The sequence below is a fragment of the Rhodoplanes sp. P11 genome, assembly GCF_964266735.1.
Taxonomy (GTDB): domain Bacteria; phylum Pseudomonadota; class Alphaproteobacteria; order Rhizobiales; family Xanthobacteraceae; genus Rhodoplanes; species Rhodoplanes serenus.
In genome coordinates, this window is the sequence record NZ_CAXWGY010000001.1 from 542,548 (window position 1) to 557,048 (window position 14,501).

The window sequence follows — 14,501 nt, forward strand, 5'->3', positions numbered from 1 at the left end:
ATCGCGCCTGCGGTCCGGCCGGGGAGGGACATGGCGCCGCCGAAACGACCGCGCGATTCCGGCCCGGCCGCCCAGAAGGGCGGTGACAGCCGTGGCGGCGATGGCCGCGCCGGCGAGCGCCGCGCCCCCGAGGTGCGGCCGCCGGAGCGTGGCGAACCGCGCCGCGGCAAGCCCCCCGTCATCATCGTCGACGAGGACGCCCAGGTCGGGATTCCGCGGCCGGCGAAGCGACGGCGCGACGACGACATCGACGGGGGCACGCCGATGCCGCAGGCATCCGAGACCAAGCGGGGCGGCGGCGGTGGGGGCCGGAGCACGGCCGCCCGCAAGGGCGGCGCGGCGCGCCCGCGGAAGGGCGGCAAGGCCAAGGCCCGCAAGGGCTCGCTGCTCGGCCGCGGCGTCTACTGGATGGCGGTCGCCGGCCTGTGGGCCGTGGTGGCGGCTGGCGGCCTGTTCGCCTGGGTGGCGCTGCATCTGCCGCCGGTCCACACCCTGGAGGTGCCGAAGCGGCCGCCGACCGTGCAGATCGTCGGCATGGACGGCACCCTCATGGCCAGCCGCGGCGACATGGGTGGCTCCGCCATCGCCCTCAAGGAGATGCCGGCGCATCTGCCGAACGCCTTCATCGCCATCGAGGACCGGCGCTTCTACACGCATTTCGGGCTCGACGTGATCGGCCTCGCCCGCGCCGCCTGGGCCAATGTCACCCGCCGCGGCATCGCCCAGGGCGGCTCGTCGATCACCCAGCAGCTCGCCAAGAACCTGTTCCTGCGCCCCGAGCGCACGCTGATGCGCAAGCTCGAGGAGGCGATGCTGGCGGTGTGGCTGGAGCAGAAGTTCTCCAAGCGCGAGATCCTCGAGCTCTACCTGAACCGCGTCTATTTCGGCTCGGGGGCCTACGGGGTCGAGGCGGCGGCGCAGCGCTACTTCGGCAAGTCGGCCCGCGAGGTCTCGGTCGGCGAGGCGGCGCTGCTCGCCGGCCTGGTCAAGTCGCCGTCGCGGCTGGCGCCGACCCGCAACTACGGCGGCGCCGAGCGCCGCGCCCAGCTCGTGCTCGCCGCCATGGCCGAGGAGGGCATGGTGCCGGACGCGACCATCAAGGCCGCGATGGCGGACCCGCCGCGGGTGGTGAAGCCGGGCGGCGGCTCGGCCGGCTATGTCGCCGACTGGGTGATGGACGTGGTCAACGACATCGTCGGCCAGGTCGAGGACGATCTGGTGGTGGAGACGACCGTCGACCCGGCCCTCCAGATTCTCGCCGAGCGCGCCCTGATCGACACCCTGGCGCAGCGCGGCGAGCGCTTCGGGGTCCAGCAGGGGGCGCTCGTCGCCATGACGCCCGAGGGCGCCGTGCGGGCGCTGGTCGGTGGCCGGAACTATCAGGAGAGTCAGTTCAACCGCGCGGTGGCGGCCAAGCGGCAGCCCGGCTCGGCGTTCAAGCCGTTCATCTATCTCACCGCCATCGAGCGCGGCCTGCGGCCCGACACGCTGCGCGACGACAAGCCGATCGCCGTCAAGGGCTGGAAGCCGGAGAACTACACGCGCGAGTACCACGGCCCGGTGACGCTGACCCAGGCGCTCGCCCATTCGCTCAACACGGTCTCGGTGCGGCTGACCCTGGAGTTCGGGCCGACCGCGGTGATGAAGACCGCCTATCGGCTCGGCATCGCCTCCAAGCTGGAGCCCAACGCCTCGCTGGCGCTCGGCACCTCGGAGACCTCGCTGCTGGAGCTGGTCGACGCCTACACGCCGTTCGCCAATGGCGGCCTCGCCACGGTGCCGCACGTCGTCGAGCGGGTGCGCAGCCCCAAGGGCAAAGTGATCTATGCACGGCCCTCGTCGACGCTCGGCCGGGTGATCGAGCCGGCCTCTGTGGCGATGATGAACCAAATGATGCGCGAGACCATCCGGGTCGGCACGGCCCGCAACGCCGCCCTGCCGGGCTGGCCGGTGGCGGGCAAGACCGGCACCAGCCAGGATTTCCGCGACGGCTGGTTCGTCGGCTACACCGGCTATCTGGTCACCGGCGTGTGGCTCGGCAACGACGACTCCTCCCCCACCCGCAAGATGACCGGCGGCGGCCCGCCCGTGGAGGCATGGAGCCGGTTCATGCGCAGCGCCCATTCGGGCGTCCCGGTCGTGGACCTGCCCGGGCTGTCCGGGCCGATCCCGAGTCCGCCGGTGCCTGCCGGGACGCCGCTCGCCGGTGCGCCCGGCGGCGCCACGATGCCGGCGTCGAGCGCCGGTCCGCCGCCCGCGATGGCACCGCCGCCGAGCGGTCCGGTCGGATCGATCGGCGGCGCGCCGGTGCGCCCGGCCGCGGCGGCCGGGCTCGACGGCTGGTTCCTCGATCGGCTCGGCGGGCGCTGATGCGCCTGCGTCGCGGCGGCGCGCTGCTGCTGGTTCAGCGCCGCGCCGCGCCGGCGCGGACGCGCCGGGTGGTCGCCCAGATCACGAAGCTCGCCACGCCGGTCGCCGCGATGGCGATGACCATCGGCCAGGCGGTCCGGCCGATCGCCAGGCCGACCACGGCGCCCACCGCGGCGCCGCCGGACTGCTGCACGGCGCCGACCAGCGAGGAGGCGGCGCCGGCGCGCTCCGGAAAGGGCTGGAGGGTGCCGGCGAGCGCCTGCGGCATCGCGGCCCCGAACCCGGCCAGGAATATCGTGAGGGCCACCGCGAGCGCGAGCAGCGACGTCGGCGCGACCGCCACCGCCACGATCGTGCCGAGGCCGCCGGCCAAAAGCCCGACGGCCCCGAGCGCGACGACGCGCTCCTGGCCGATCCGCATGACGAGATGGGCCGCCATCAGGGTGCCGCCGATGAAGCCGAGGCTGGTGACGCCGTAGAACACGCCGAAGCCGGTCGGTGTCAGCCCATAGACGTCCTGCATCACGAAGGGCGAGCCGGAGATGTAGGCGAACAGGCCCGCGAAGCTCGCGGTCGCGATGCCGAGATTGGCCAGGAACGCCCGGTTGCGGCCGATCACCGCGAAGGAGGCGAGCGACTCGCGCAGCAGGTTCCGGCCGGGGGCCGAGGGGCGCACCGTCTCCGGCAGCAGCCGGCGCACCACCCCCATGGCGGCGACCCCGGCCGCGAGGATCAGCACGAAGCCGGCGCGCCAGCCGAGCCACTCCTCCAGCACGCCGCCGACCAACGGCGCCAGGATCGGCACGATACCCATGATGGCCGCCATCAGCGACATCTCGCGGGCGGCGCGCGTCCCGTCGTAGAGATCGCGCACCACGGCGCGGGCCAGCACGATGACGCCGGACGCGCCGGCCCCTTGCAGGGTGCGGGCCGCGATCAGCGTGCCGATCGACGGGGCGACCGCGCAGGCGAGGGTGCCGAGGCAGAACACCACGAGCGCGAAGGAGAGCACCGGCTTGCGGCCGTGGCGATCCGACACCGGACCGAAGAACAGCTGCCCGACCGCGAAGCCGATCATGTAGCAGGAGATGGTGAGCTGCACCTGCGACGGCGTCGTCCCGAAGGTCGTGGCGATCGCTGGGAAGGACGGCAGGTAGAGATCCATGGCGAGCGGGCCGAGCGCAGTCAGCACGGCCAGCAGGGTGGTGAGGGCGAACGTGTAGGGGCGAAGCATAGGTATAGCCGTTCGTCTTTTCGGGACGACGGGCGCGCGAGCCCGACCGGAGCGGCGGCGGCGTGCGATGCGCTTTGCGGGGCGCGCAGCGAAGGTCGTCCGGCGCCGTGGGCGCGAACGACGCGACGGGCGGCCCCGACTCGCGTTGGTGGGGCCGCAGACCGGGCGGGTCGCCGAAGGCGCCGGCTTCACCCGCAGCATCGTGCCGAGCGGGGATGTAGCCTGCGTGACGTGGTCTGTCGAGGCCGCGGCGGAGCCGAGACGGCGTCCGGCGTCGTCACGCTTCGGGAGCGGACCGTGACGCTTCTGGCGGGGGTGTCACGCTTCCGGCGGACGGCGGCGCGTGGCGGGCTCGTCCTTGCGGGCGCCGTAGCGGTGCAGGTCGGCGCCATGGACGTCGAGCCACACCTTGGCACGCCGCATGTCGGGGCACAGCCTGAGCAGCAGCCGCCAGAATCGCGACGAGTGGTTCATCTCGACCAGATGCGCCACCTCGTGGGCGGCCAGATAGTCGAGCACGTAGCGCGGCGCCAGCACCAGCCGCCACGAGAACGACAGCGCTCCGGTGGTCGAGCACGAGCCCCAGCGGCTGGTCTGGTCGCGGATGGCGATGCGCTTGATCTTGACGCCGATCTGCTCGGCGTAGTGGCGGGCCGCCACCTCGACGTCGCGCTTGGCCTCGCGGCGCAGGAAGTCGGTGACGCGGCGCTCCAGATGCTCCGGCTCGCCGGCGACGCAGAGAAGCTTGTCGCCATGGCCGTCGGTCTCGGTCCACACGGTGCCGCGGACGCCGCGGCGATGGACGATTCTGTGCGGCGTGCCGCGCAGCGGCAGCACGGTGCCGGGTGCGAACGGAGCCGGCTTCGGCAGCCGCCCCATGCGGGCGGCGATCCAGCCGCTGTGCCGCTCGGCGAAGTCGCGCGCCTCCTTGACGGTGCCGCGCGGCGGCATCGTCAGCACCACGTCCCGGGTGGCGGCCTGGACCCGCAGGGTGTAGCGGCGCGCCTGCCGATGCCGCCGCAGGCGGATCAGGTAGATCGAGCGATCGACCACCACCTCGATGGCGTGGGGCTCGCTGGGGCGACGATAGAGCATGGCGCGCAGGGTCATCGTGGTCCGTTCCGCCCCCCTCTCTGGAGGCGAAGTGTGCCATATTCGTGGTCCCGTGAAGCCCCTCCGGAATGGCGCCGGTGGAGGGGCCAGATGTTGTGATCCCCGAAATCGAAACACCGAAATCCGGGGTGCGAAGAAATGAATTGTGGTTCGGAGATTGGCCGGCTGCCACGACTCGAACGCATGGCCAAAGGGCGAGGATGATCAACGGTTTGCCGGAGCGGTCCGTGACCATCCCAAAATCGTTGCAAAAGCCGAAGCGTCGTGTCTAGGCGGTGCTGCCGCCGGCCCTCTCCTGCGCCCCGGGAGGCGCCCCGCGGAAGACGTTATGATATTGAATCGATGAGGCATTCAGCGGCACCCCCGCGGACCTGCGCGGCGGGGGTGATCTGCGGGCCGTTTCGGCGGCGACGGAGCCGGCCGTCTGGACCGGGACGCCCGGCCGTCAGCCCCGGGACCTTCGTCGTGGCCGGTGGCCGCAGGCCCCGACCCGGCCCTTCCATCCCAGGAACAAGATGGACGCGCGGCCCTGTGCCCGACATTAACCATTCGATTACCATGGACTTGCAACCACGCCGTGCGGGTCTAGGTTCGTCCGGTATTAGAGTCGAGATCTGGGGGGATCACGATGGAGCGTCGGAGAGAGCCGCGGTGGCCCTCGTATTACAGGGGCCGCATCAGCTTCGCGAACCGCTTCTCGACGGTCGACTGCATCGTCCGCAATGCCTCGGCGGGCGGTTTCCGGCTTGCCGTCCATAACGGCGCCTTCCTGCCCGACGAGTTCGATCTCGCGATCCCGCGAAAGTCGATCGAGATGCGGGTGCGGTCGCGCTGGCGCAGCCCCGTGGCCATGGGGGTCGAGGTGGTGCGGGCGGCCGCGGTTCCCGAGCCGCCGATCTCGCTTGCCATGGCGCGTCGCATCCGTGAGCTGGAGCAAGCCAACGTTTCGCTGCGCCGCCGCCTGGACGAGCGCGACTGAGTTCGTCCCGGCCGCGCCAGCGGCATTAAGGTTCATGACAAGCTTCGATTGCAGGACACCGGACGCACGCCCACACTGGCCCTTCCTCGGGAGGTGCGCCATGACGGAGCAGGATGCGGGTCAGCGACCGGAGCAAGCACCGGAGCAGGGGGCCGACCGCCGGAAGACGACCCGGGAGCCCTCCTATCTGGGCGGCCGGCTCACCTTCTCGCAACAGCGGCTCAGCGCCGACTGCATCGTGCGCGACCGCTCCGACACCGGCGCGCTGCTGTTCGTCGATGGCGCCGCGCGCGTGCCGGACAGCTTCGATCTCGCCATCGCCAAGACCGGCGAAACCTGCCGGGTGCGCACCCGCTGGCGCCGCGACACCGCGCTCGGGGTCGAGATCGTCATGCGCCATGCGCCGCCGCCGGCTCGCTCGGAGTTTCCGGAGGAGCGCCTGCGCCGCCTGAAGGCCGAGAACGAGCGCCTGAAGCGCCGCCTCCAAGATCTTGAAGGCTGACGCCCGCGACGGCCGACGGCGCAACGCGCGCGGTCGCCTCAGCGGCGCGGCCCGAACGCCGCGAGCGCGGCGGCCAGCTCGGCATGGTGCGTCGCGTGCTCCGCCACCGGAATGCCACCGGCGATCGCCTCCCACGCCTGGCGCAGGCTGCGCGCCCCGGCGGCCGGGCCGCCCGGATGGCCGAACACGCCGCGGCCCGGCACGAAGCCGAAATCGGTGCTACCGATCTTGCGATGCACGGTCTCCAGCGTGGCGGCCGAGTCGCTGCCGCCCGGCACCGGCAGGCACGGCTTGATCGGGCCCATCGGCTCCAGGCAGGCGCGCACGCAGTCCAGCACCTCGGCTTCCGGCGTCATCATCCGCGGCCCGAAGCCCGGCATGATGACGACGTCGTAGCCGGCGAGGCGTTGCAGGCGGGTGATCACCCGCGAGTGGACACCATAAGCCGCCAGGCGGCCGAACGCCGCGATGAACGGGAAGTGCGCCACCAGCGGGACGCGGGCGTGCCGGCGCAGCATCCGCACGGCGCTCAGCCCGGTCGGCATGGTGTTGACCATCACGGCGCCGGCGCCCGCTGCCACCGCGGTGTCGTGCAGCGCGACGAGGCGGTCGACCTCGTCGGTGATGTTGGCGAGATAGATCTTCGGCTCGCCGGTCTCCTCGGCGGCGCGTCGACAGGCGGCGCCGAGCAGCGCGGCGCGCTCGGCGAGCGGGCACCACGGCGCGTCCGCCAGCATCTCGTCGTCCTTGGCGATGTCGAGCCCGCCGCGCCAGCCCTGATAGCCGAGCTCCGCGAAGGGCTCCGCCGGCAGCCCGATATTGGGCTTGATGACGCCGAAGAAGATCGGCCGGTCGTAGGCCCGCAGCCGCTCGCGCAGGCCGGCGACGCCGAAGCGCGGCCCCTCGAAGGCGGCCAGGAACGAGGAGGGAAAGCGGATGTCCTGGAGCCGGATGAGCGGGATGCCGGGCGCGAAGAACACGCCCTCGCCGCACACCGCCGACAGGAGGTTCGGGATGCGCGGGCCGAAATTGCCGTGCGGATGGGCGATCACGGCGCGGCAGGCGTGGACGTTCGTCTCCGGCACGCCGTCGACCGGGATGCTGAAGCGCGGCCGCGGCGTCGCGTCGAGCTCCAGCACCTTGGCGGCGAAGCGCGGCCGGAAGTCCTCGTCGATGCCGACGCGCGACCACTGGGCGGTCGACTGCTCGCTGCACAGATGCGCGGCGGCGGCGCGCGGATCGCCGCTGCATTCGAAGTCGAAGACGAGCTCGAGATAGGCTTCGGGATCGAGGTCCCGGCGCGTGGCGAAGAAGCCCGCGATGTCGTCCGGCGTCACGGCGTCAGTCGCTTCCGATGAGCTGGAGCTCGAGGGCGCGCGTGTCGCGCGGGCCGTCGAGCTCGACGAAGAAGATGGATTGCCACTCGCCCATCACCAGGGCGCCGTCGGCGACCGGGATGGTCTCGGCGGCGTTGACGAACAGGCCGAGCAGGTGGGAATGGGCGTTGTCGCGCCCGTCGACGGTCGATAGATTGTGCAGCCAGTCGCCGTCGCGCGGCACCAGGCGCTTCAGGAACGTCACCATGTCGCGCTGGAGCTGCGGCTCCCGCTCGTTGACGTTGACGCGCGCCGTGGTGTGCAGCGACGTCACCGTCAGGAGGCCGTCGCGGACGCCGCTCGCCGTCACGAAGGCGCGCACCGACTCGGTCACGTCGACGATCTCGATGGGGGCCGTGGTCGCGAGCACGATCCGGTGGCGAAGGACTCTCATGCGGCACCTGCGGGCCGGGCGCGACGCCCGGCGAACGGCAGGACGTTACCGTGCGCCTCGGTGGCGTGCAAATCGGCACGCGGCCGACGCGCCGTTCGTCCGCGATCAGCGGCGGCCGGGCAGGGCGCTCGCGGCTGCCCGCGCCTCGGCGACGAGCCAGATGCGGAAGCTGCGCGCCGCGGGCCGCTCGGCGGCGGCGCCGCCGTCCACCAGCCAATAGGCGGTGGGAGCCGGCACGCGCGGAGCCGGCAGCGCCATCAGGCGTCCTTCCGCCAGATGATGATCGACCAGCGGATGACGGCCGAGCGCGATGCCGAGACCGCGCGCCGCAGCCTCGAACGCCATCTGGATCGAATCGACCCGCAGGCCGGCCCCGAGCCGCCCGCGCGGTGTTCCGGTCGCCGCCAGGTAGGCGTCCCAATCGGCCGAGGTGGTGGTGACGTGCAGCAGCGGTGCCCGCCGCAGCAGGTCGGGCCACCCGGTCTCGCCGAGCGACGTCGCGAGCGCCGGCGCGCAGACCGGCACCAGCGTCTCGCCCATCAGCCGGGTCCAGCGTCCCCGCGTCGTCCGCGCCTCGCTCAGCCGGATGGCGAGATCGATGCCTTCACGCGCCAGGTCGACCACCTGCCGCGAGGTGTCGAGCGCGATCGCGATGTCGGGGCGGCGCGCCGCGAAGCGGGCGAGCCGCGGCACCAGCCAGTGCGACGCGAAGGTCGGCGCGACGGTGATCGACACCGCGCCGCCGGGCCGGCGGCCGGTCGCCTGGTCGGTGGCCTGCGCGAGCGCCGCCAGCGCCGCGCTGACCTGCGGCAGGTAGGCGCCACCGGCTGCCGACAGCCGCAGGCCGTGCTGGTCGCGGTGGAACAGCCGCAGACCGAGCCGGACCTCCAGGCCCTGCACCGCATGACTGACGGCGCTCGGCGTCACGCCGAGATCCTCGGCGGCGCGCTTGAAGCTCAGCCGCCGCGCGGCGGCCTCGAACATCTCCAGCGCGCTGAGTGGCGGCAGGTTGCGAACCATGGACCCGAGTCGCCGCGGCGGAGGCCGAGGCCGTCGCGCCGCACCGGACTCGCCGAGGGCGCGCGGCCCCGACTCTGCCGTCGGGGCCGAACCGCGTCCATTCACTGATCAGTATACCAAGGCGTCCGCCTCGTCCCCGCTTCGGCCGCAGTGGACGGCGGGCGGTCATCACGGCGGCGGCCCGTGCCAGCATCGTGGAGCTGTGGCCAGCACGTCGCGCTCGATCTCGCGCTCGAAAGCGTCGTCGAAGCGGAAGCCGCGCCGCTCCAGCAGGACGCCGATGCGTCGATCGACGGCCTCGCTGCTCGGGCGGGCCAGCCAGGCCAGCCAGGCCAGGAGAAGGCGACTCCATCGACGGAGCATCTCGCATCCCTCGCGGGCCGGCGCAGGCCGACCGGGGGTGCATCCGACACCGCCCGAAGCCCGCCGGCAAACGCGGGACATTCGTCTCCGGATGAGCGGCGCTCATCGGGAAACAGACGCGCCATCAAGCCGATACGAGGTGGTTGACAGCGTTCCGCCCGGGCCGCTGGCCTGGCGCGCCAACCGGCCGGAGAGCTGCACCCCGGGCTTGCGCGCCCGGCCTGCTCGCCATACAAAGAACATAACAAGAACACACGGTGCCGGTGATGCCGCGGACACTCCTGCAAAAGCTCGAAATCCTGGCCGATGCGGCCAAGTACGATGCCTCTTGCGCCTCCTCGGGCGGGACGCGGCGGACGTCGCGGAGCGGCGGGCTGGGCTCCACCGACGGAATGGGCCTCTGCCACGCCTACACGCCGGACGGCCGCTGCGTGTCGCTGCTGAAGATCCTGCTCACCAATTTCTGCCGCTACGATTGCGCCTATTGCGTCAGCCGCCGCTCCAGCACGGTCGAGCGCGCCCGCTTCTCGGTCGACGAGGTGGTGCGGCTCACCCTCGATCTCTACCGCCGCAACTGCATCGAGGGGCTGTTCCTGTCGTCCGGCATCGCCCGCAGCGAGGACGACACCATGGCGGACATGGTGCGGGTGGCGAAGACGCTGCGCACCGCGCACGGCTTTCGCGGCTACATCCATCTCAAGACCATCCCGGGGGCGAGCGCGACGCTGCTGACCGAGGCCGGCCGCTGGGCCGACCGGCTGTCGCTCAATGTCGAGCTGCCGAGCGATGCGTCGCTCGCCGCCTATGCGCCCGAGAAGAGCGCCGGCCGCATCAAGGCGGGGCTCGCCACCACCCGCACGCTGATCGAGGATGCCGCGACGGCGCGCCGCCGCGGGCCAGGCGTGATCGGCAAGGCGCCGCCGCCGCGCTTCGCGCCGGCCGGCCAGTCGACCCAGATCATCGTCGGGGCCGACCGCGCCGACGATCTCACGATCCTCGGCACCGCCACGTCGCTCTACGCCTCCTATGCGCTCAAGCGCGTGTACTACGCGGCGTTCAGCCCCACCGGCCATCCCTCGGCCGGGCTGCCGCAGGCGGCGACGCCGCTCGTGCGCGAGCACCGGCTCTACCAGGCCGACTGGCTGCTGCGCTTCTACGGCTTCGCGCTGCCGGAGCTCGCCGCCGCCGCGCCTGCCGGCATGCTGGACACCGCCATCGATCCGAAGCTCGCCTGGGCGCTGGCGGAGCGCGGCCGCTTCCCGGTCGACGTCAACCGGGCGCCGCGCGAGCTGCTGCTGCGGGTGCCGGGGCTCGGTGTCCGCGCGGTCGAGCGCATCCTGGCGGCGCGGCGCAGCGGTGGGCTGCGGCTCGCCGACGTGGCGCGGCTGTCGGGCGGCGGCGTGACGCGGGCGCGGCCCTTCATCGTCACCGCCGACTGGCGGCCGACCGCGCTGCTCGACGAGGCGCATCTGCGCCGCCGGCTCGTCCCGGCGGCGCGGCCGGTGCAGCTCGACCTGTTCGGCTGACCATGTACGCCGTGCGGCTCGCGCCCGATGCCGACGAGGCCGCCTTTCGCGAGGCGGCCCGTGGCTGCCTCGCCGCGGTGCTGGCGCCGCGCGACGTCGCCTTCGTGCCGCCCGACGCACCCTCGCTGTTCCCGCCGCCGCCCGCCGCGGAAGCGCTCCCCGAGATCGCGGTGCCGCGCGCCTATGCGGAGCTTCTGCACGACGCGATCTGCCACCGCGCCGCCGATCGCTTCGCGCTCCTCTACGACGTGCTGTGGCGGATCGTGCAGGGCGCCCGCGGCCTCGCCGCCAATCCGGCCGACCCGGTGGTGGCGCGCCTCGCCGGCTATGCCCACGCGGTCCGCCGCGACATCCACAAGATGCATGCCTTCCTGCGCTTCCGGCCCTGCGAGAGGGACGGGCGCAGCGTCTCGGTCGCCTGGTTCGAGCCGCAGCATTACGTTCTGCGGCGCGCGGCGCCGTTCTTCGTCGATCGCTTCGCCGGCATGGACTGGCTGATCGCGACGCCGATCGGCACCGCCGCCTGGCACGACGGCGTGCTGCGCTTCGGTCCGCCGGTCGAGAAGCCGCCGCAGACCGCCGACGCGGTGCTCGACGAGCTGTGGCTTGCCTATTACCGCGCGACCTTCAACCCGGCCCGCCTCCGCCTCGCCGCCATGCGGAGCGAGATGCCGCGGCACTTCTGGGTCACCATGCCGGAGACGACGCAGATCCCCGCCATGGTGGCGGAGGCCGGCCGGCGCGTCGCCGCCATGCGGGCCGCGGCGCCCGATCCGCCGCCGCGCTTCGCGCAGGCCGTGGCGGCCAGGCACGACGCGATGGCGTCGCCGCCGGCCACCGCGGTGCCGCCCGGCCCATCGCTCGACGTCCTGCGGGCCGAGATCGCGGCGTGCCGGCGCTGCCCGCTGCACGGGCCGGCCACGCAGGCGGTGTGCGGGACGGGGCCGGAGCATGCGGCGGTGGTGCTGGTCGGCGAGCAGCCGGGCGACCAGGAAGACCTCGCCGGCCTGCCCTTCGTCGGCCCGGCCGGCCAGCTTCTCGATCGCGCGCTCGCGGAAGCGGGGCTCGATCGGGGCGCCCTCTATCTCACCAACGCGGTGAAGCACTTCAAGTACGAGCCGCGGGGCAAGCGCCGCCTCCACAAGACGCCGAACACGGCCGAGGTGACGGCGTGCCGCTGGTGGCTCGATCGCGAGCTGGCGGCGCTGGCGCCCCGTCTCGTGGTGGCGCTCGGGGCGACGGCCGCGACGGCGCTCGCCGGCCGGCCAGTGTCGGTGCTGCGCGAGCGCGGTCCGGTGCGGTTCGGCACCCGGCCCGGCTACGTCACGGTGCATCCGTCCTATCTGCTGCGTCTGCCGGAGGCGGCGCGCCAGGCCGAGGCTTATGCGGCCTTCGTCGCCGATCTGCGCCGCATCCGTGATCTCGCCGCCGCGTAACCGCACGAGGCGGTGACGCGGCGTCCGCGCCGTGATCGGGCGAGATCAGCCCGCCGCCACCGTGAACGGGGCGCGGACCGGCAGCGTGCCGAGATAGTCGGCGACCTCGGCGCTTGGGATCACGTCGGCGTACTTGCAGTTCAGGTCGAACAGGTTGACGGCGTGGCTCGCCTCGAAGCGATCGAACGCGCACTCCTCCGGGATGACGACCTTGAAGTTGTACGAGTAGGCGTCGACCGCGGTGGCGCGCAGGCAGCCCGACGTCGTGCAGCCCGTCAGGATGAGCGTGTCGATGTCGAGGAAGTTCAGGTGGCTCATGAAGATCGTGCCGAAGAAGCTGGACGGCTTGCGCTTGCCGATCAGGATGTCCTGCGGCTGCGGCGCCAGCGGCTCGACCGTGCGGGTCGCGTGGGTGCCTTCGGTGGACGTCTTCTCGGTGCCGCGGTGGTTCTTGCCGACCTGCACGCCGGAATCGAGCATGTCCTTGCGGCGGGCGCTCTCGGTGTAGAACACCGGCAGGTTCTTCTCGCGGGCGAGATGCAGCAGCGGCTCGATATGGGCGACCGCATCCCACGCCTCGCGGCCGCAATGGGTGCGGTACTGCTTCAAGCCCTCGAGGATGTCCTCGGGCTTGTCGCCGCAGAAATTGTACTGCACGTCGATGATGAACAGCGCCGGCCGGGTGCCGAAGCCGCCGCGCTTGCCGTAGCCGGCCGCCGCCAGCACTTTCTTGTCGCGCTCGGTGAGGAACTTGTCCCAAATCCGGGTCTGGCTCATGTCGGACCTTTCGTGTCGCCTCGTGTCGCGGGGGTGTCGTCGAAGCGTCAGCCGCGCCGCAGGTAGCGGCCGGCGGGCGCGGTCAGGGCCGCCTCGGTGAGATGGCCGTCGGCCAGCAGGTGCCGGCCGCGCGAGAGCGTGTGGACCGGCCAGCCACGCAGCATGCGCCCCTGCACGGGCGTGTAGTCCGAATGCGAGGCCAGCTCGGCGTGGTCGACCATGCGGATGGTGTGCGGATCGACGACGACCAGGTCGGCGTCGTTGCCGACCGCGATCGCGCCCTTGCCGCGCAGCCCGTAGAGCTTCGCCACGTTGAGGCTGGTCACCGCCGCGATGCGCTCCAGCGGAATGCCGCGGTCGTAATAGCCATCCTCGATCAAGAGCGGCAGCAGGGTGGCGAGACCGGGGAAGCCGGCGCTGGCGCCCCACAGGTCGGGACCCTTGGTGGCGCGCTTGCGTGGCACATGGTCGGAGCCGACCGTGACGATCGCGCCGTCGCGCACACCCTCCCACAGCGCGTCGCAATCGGCCTTGCGGCGCAGCGGCGGGTTGACCTTGGCGACGATGCCGGCAGGATCGTCGCGGGTCATGCAGAGATAGTGCGCGCAGGTCTCGATGGTGACCGGGTTGCGGTGGAACAGCCGGTGGCGGCGGACGATCTCCAGCCCCTCGGCGCTCGACAGATGCACGATGTTGACCGGGCACTCCGCCTTGGCGCCGAAATAGATCACCCGGCTGACGTTCTCGGCCTCCAGGAAGTCGGGGCTCTGCTCGTCCCACGCCGCGAGGTCGTCGCGGCCGGCCTCCTTCAGCGGGCCGCGGAAGACCGGGATCACCTCGACGTTCTCGCAGTGGACGCCGACCACGCCGCCGGGCACCTGCCGGGCTTGCAGCAGCGTGCGATAGAGCAGGCCGTCGTCGATCTCGGTGAAGCCCTTGGCGGCGCCGGCGGCGCCCTTGTACATCAGATAGACCTTGAACGAGGTGACGCCGAAGCGTTGCGCCGTCTCGACCAGGGTGTCGATGTGCAGCTTGCTGGTCAGGCCGAAATGCAGGCCGAAATCGATGCAGCTTCGCGTCTCGCCCTCGGCGATCCACTCGGGCGTCGATTGGCGCAGGTCGGGCGAGCGGTGGAAGGTGAGCAGCGACGTGACGCCGCCGATCGCCGCCGATCGCGCCTCGGTCTCGAAGTCGAGCTCCTTGGCGCCGAAGCCGATATGGGTGTGCGGGTCGATCAGGCCCGGCATCACCCACTTGTCGCGGCAGTCGATGGTCTCGGCCGCGGTCAGCGTCTCGCCGGCCTCGGCGATGGCGGCGATGCGGCCGTCCTTGATGCCGACGGAGCCGCGCACCACCCCGGTATCGGGCAGAACCAGCTCGCCGCCGGCGAGCACCAGATCGAGCATGGCGG

Annotated in this window: 13 protein-coding genes; 5 read left to right on the plus strand and 8 right to left on the minus strand. The window is 72.3% G+C overall.

What is annotated here, in order from left to right; all coding sequences use genetic code 11:
- The first annotated feature begins 30 nt into the window (after positions 1-30).
- Positions 31-2,370: a transglycosylase domain-containing protein gene (locus tag ACFQUV_RS02470; RefSeq protein WP_129610134.1), complete on the plus strand. Its 2,340-nt coding sequence runs from the start codon at positions 31-33 to the stop codon at positions 2,368-2,370.
- Between the two features lie 34 nt (positions 2,371-2,404).
- On the opposite strand, the gene ACFQUV_RS02475 is transcribed toward ACFQUV_RS02470, so the two are convergent.
- Positions 2,405-3,604 carry a multidrug effflux MFS transporter gene (locus ACFQUV_RS02475; RefSeq protein WP_165364040.1) on the minus strand — a complete coding sequence of 400 codons (1,200 nt, stop codon included), beginning with the start codon at positions 3,602-3,604 and terminating at the stop codon, positions 2,405-2,407.
- A gap of 318 nt (positions 3,605-3,922) precedes the next feature.
- Positions 3,923-4,714 carry a M48 family metallopeptidase gene (locus ACFQUV_RS02480; protein WP_111386957.1) on the minus strand — a complete coding sequence of 264 codons (792 nt, stop codon included), beginning with the start codon at positions 4,712-4,714 and terminating at the stop codon, positions 3,923-3,925.
- Between the two features lie 631 nt (positions 4,715-5,345).
- Here ACFQUV_RS02480 and ACFQUV_RS02485 point away from each other — a divergent pair.
- Complete coding sequence (locus ACFQUV_RS02485) at positions 5,346-5,696, plus strand: PilZ domain-containing protein (protein WP_129610130.1); 351 nt, start codon at positions 5,346-5,348, stop codon at positions 5,694-5,696.
- Positions 5,697-5,796: 100 nt separating this feature from the next.
- Positions 5,797-6,198 (plus strand): hypothetical protein, encoded by a 402-nt coding sequence (locus ACFQUV_RS02490; RefSeq protein ID WP_111386962.1) that lies wholly within the window; start codon positions 5,797-5,799, stop codon positions 6,196-6,198.
- 38 nt (positions 6,199-6,236) lie between these two features.
- Here ACFQUV_RS02490 and ACFQUV_RS02495 read toward each other — a convergent pair whose 3' ends face one another.
- From ACFQUV_RS02495 to ACFQUV_RS02510, 4 genes are all read right to left on the minus strand, one after another.
- Positions 6,237-7,535 (minus strand): RuBisCO large subunit C-terminal-like domain-containing protein, encoded by a 1,299-nt coding sequence (locus ACFQUV_RS02495; protein WP_129610128.1) that lies wholly within the window; start codon positions 7,533-7,535, stop codon positions 6,237-6,239.
- A 4-nt stretch (positions 7,536-7,539) separates the two neighbouring features.
- Entirely contained in the window at positions 7,540-7,968 is a 429-nt protein-coding gene (locus ACFQUV_RS02500) for a secondary thiamine-phosphate synthase enzyme YjbQ (protein ID WP_129610126.1), read from the minus strand.
- 105 nt (positions 7,969-8,073) lie between these two features.
- Positions 8,074-8,988: a LysR substrate-binding domain-containing protein gene (locus ACFQUV_RS02505; RefSeq protein ID WP_129610124.1), complete on the minus strand. Its 915-nt coding sequence runs from the start codon at positions 8,986-8,988 to the stop codon at positions 8,074-8,076.
- Positions 8,989-9,156: 168 nt separating this feature from the next.
- Positions 9,157-9,351, minus strand: a complete 195-nt coding sequence (locus ACFQUV_RS02510) for a hypothetical protein (protein WP_129610123.1) — start codon at positions 9,349-9,351, stop codon at positions 9,157-9,159.
- A gap of 266 nt (positions 9,352-9,617) precedes the next feature.
- Between ACFQUV_RS02510 and ACFQUV_RS02515 the strand changes: the two genes are divergently transcribed.
- Positions 9,618-10,877 carry a putative DNA modification/repair radical SAM protein gene (locus ACFQUV_RS02515; protein WP_129610121.1) on the plus strand — a complete coding sequence of 420 codons (1,260 nt, stop codon included), beginning with the start codon at positions 9,618-9,620 and terminating at the stop codon, positions 10,875-10,877.
- A gap of 2 nt (positions 10,878-10,879) precedes the next feature.
- On the plus strand, positions 10,880-12,313 hold the full coding sequence (locus ACFQUV_RS02520) for a UdgX family uracil-DNA binding protein (protein WP_129610119.1): 1,434 nt from the start codon (positions 10,880-10,882) through the stop codon (positions 12,311-12,313).
- A gap of 45 nt (positions 12,314-12,358) precedes the next feature.
- Here ACFQUV_RS02520 and ACFQUV_RS02525 read toward each other — a convergent pair whose 3' ends face one another.
- Both ACFQUV_RS02525 and ACFQUV_RS02530 read right to left on the minus strand, forming a co-directional pair.
- Positions 12,359-13,090 (minus strand): isochorismatase family protein, encoded by a 732-nt coding sequence (locus ACFQUV_RS02525; protein ID WP_129610116.1) that lies wholly within the window; start codon positions 13,088-13,090, stop codon positions 12,359-12,361.
- Between the two features lie 47 nt (positions 13,091-13,137).
- Entirely contained in the window at positions 13,138-14,496 is a 1,359-nt protein-coding gene (locus ACFQUV_RS02530) for a dihydroorotase family protein (RefSeq protein ID WP_129610114.1), read from the minus strand.
- Positions 14,497-14,501: the final 5 nt, after the last annotated feature.

Bases quoted from the DNA above. Each gene is read 5' to 3' on its own strand.
- ACFQUV_RS02500 (WP_129610126.1), bottom strand. From the start codon at position 7,968: ATGAGAGTCCTTCGCCACCGGATCGTGCTCGCGACCACGGCCCCCATC.
- ACFQUV_RS02515 (WP_129610121.1), top strand. From the start codon at position 9,618: ATGCCGCGGACACTCCTGCAAAAGCTCGAAATCCTGGCCGATGCGGCC.
- ACFQUV_RS02475 (WP_165364040.1), bottom strand. From the start codon at position 3,604: ATGCTTCGCCCCTACACGTTCGCCCTCACCACCCTGCTGGCCGTGCTG.
- ACFQUV_RS02505 (WP_129610124.1), bottom strand. From the start codon at position 8,988: ATGGTTCGCAACCTGCCGCCACTCAGCGCGCTGGAGATGTTCGAGGCC.
- ACFQUV_RS02530 (WP_129610114.1), bottom strand. From the start codon at position 14,496: ATGCTCGATCTGGTGCTCGCCGGCGGCGAGCTGGTTCTGCCCGATACC.
- ACFQUV_RS02510 (WP_129610123.1), bottom strand. From the start codon at position 9,351: ATGCTCCGTCGATGGAGTCGCCTTCTCCTGGCCTGGCTGGCCTGGCTG.
- ACFQUV_RS02525 (WP_129610116.1), bottom strand. From the start codon at position 13,090: ATGAGCCAGACCCGGATTTGGGACAAGTTCCTCACCGAGCGCGACAAG.
- ACFQUV_RS02470 (WP_129610134.1), top strand. From the start codon at position 31: ATGGCGCCGCCGAAACGACCGCGCGATTCCGGCCCGGCCGCCCAGAAG.
- ACFQUV_RS02485 (WP_129610130.1), top strand. From the start codon at position 5,346: ATGGAGCGTCGGAGAGAGCCGCGGTGGCCCTCGTATTACAGGGGCCGC.
- ACFQUV_RS02520 (WP_129610119.1), top strand. From the start codon at position 10,880: ATGTACGCCGTGCGGCTCGCGCCCGATGCCGACGAGGCCGCCTTTCGC.
- ACFQUV_RS02490 (WP_111386962.1), top strand. From the start codon at position 5,797: ATGACGGAGCAGGATGCGGGTCAGCGACCGGAGCAAGCACCGGAGCAG.
- ACFQUV_RS02480 (WP_111386957.1), bottom strand. From the start codon at position 4,714: ATGACCCTGCGCGCCATGCTCTATCGTCGCCCCAGCGAGCCCCACGCC.